General features: G+C 55.7%; 1 protein-coding gene and 1 pseudogene. Both read left to right on the top strand.

Annotation, left to right across the window (positions count from 1 at the left end; genetic code table 11):
• A pseudogene (locus HMPREF2888_RS07580) lies at positions 1–667 on the top strand (IS6 family transposase); the annotation flags it as partial.
• A 275-nt stretch (positions 668–942) separates the two neighbouring features.
• A partial coding sequence (locus HMPREF2888_RS07575; protein ID WP_070518597.1) for an IS3 family transposase occupies positions 943–1,227 on the top strand: 285 nt, incomplete at its 3' end.

Genomic DNA, 1,227 nt, shown 5'->3' with positions numbered 1-1,227 from the left:
GTGGGCGGTGCGGTGGTACTGCCGCTACGGGGTGAGCTATCGCGACCTCGAGGAGATGATGACCGAGCGGGGTGTGCCGGTTGATCACACCACGATCTACCGCTGGGTCCAGAAATGCGCCCCTGAGCTGGACAAGCAAACACGGTGGTACCGGCAGGTACCCGACTGGCAGGCCCAGTCCTGGCGGGTGGATGAGACCTATATCCGAGTCGGCGGCAGGTGATGCTACCTCTATCGGGCGATCACCGCCGGTGGCCAGACCTTAGACTTCTACCTCTCACCAAAGCGTAACGTCGCCGCAGCGAAGCGTTTCCTGGCCAAGGCCGTCAGATCCAATGCGTCAGCCGGGTATCCCAGAGTGATCAACACCAATAAAGCACCCTGCCTAGCCAGGGCAATCGCCGAGTTGAAGTCAGAGGGAATCTGCCCGCCACCAGTGGAACACCGGCAGGTGAAATACCTCAACAACATCCTGGAAGGCGACCATGGTCGGCTGAAGCGGATCCTCGGGCCGAAAGGCGCGTTTAAGAACCGGACATCTGCATATCGGACGTTGAAAGGAATGGAGGCGATGCACTCATTGCGGAAAGGGCAAGGCACGATGTTTGCCAACAGGCAACCGAACCCGGACGCGGCGATCGTCAACCAGGTCTTCGAGACGGCCTAACAACGCCCACACGCCGCGGCCATCAGGGAATGAGAAACTGAGTCTTCGCTGCTCACCACCCAACTTTGCAACAACACCTTCCACATCGGGTTGGTTTTCAATAAACTATCCCTGAACTAAGCACTAAGGGATTGACGGTAGCGTGATTGGAATGTTGCCATACAGATGTTGCTGTATTGTTTAGATAAAACTCTAAGAGAATCGGACCTGACCCCTGTTAGGTAGACACCTGATATCCAGCCCGGTTGGGTTGGGAAGAAAGGTAATCTACCACCATGCCTAGGTACTCCGAACAGTTCAAACGTGATGCTGTGGCCCTCTACGAAAACAATGAGGACCTCTCACTTCACGCGGCTTCAACAGAGCTTGGCGTTAATCGTTCCTCACTTTATTCCTGGCTTAAGCAGTACGGCACCGGCAAACGATCCCGCACGAAGACCATGCGCGACAAGGCCCAGGCGACGACTGATTCTGAGCGAATCCGCCAGCTAGAAAAAGAAAACGCAAAGTTGCGCGAAGAACGCGACATCCTGCGCAAGGCCGCGAAATATTTTGCCGAA

Source organism: Corynebacterium sp. HMSC077D03 (assembly GCF_001808545.1).
Taxonomy (GTDB): domain Bacteria; phylum Actinomycetota; class Actinomycetes; order Mycobacteriales; family Mycobacteriaceae; genus Corynebacterium; species Corynebacterium simulans.
This window is presented reverse-complemented; position numbering and strand designations above follow the sequence as displayed.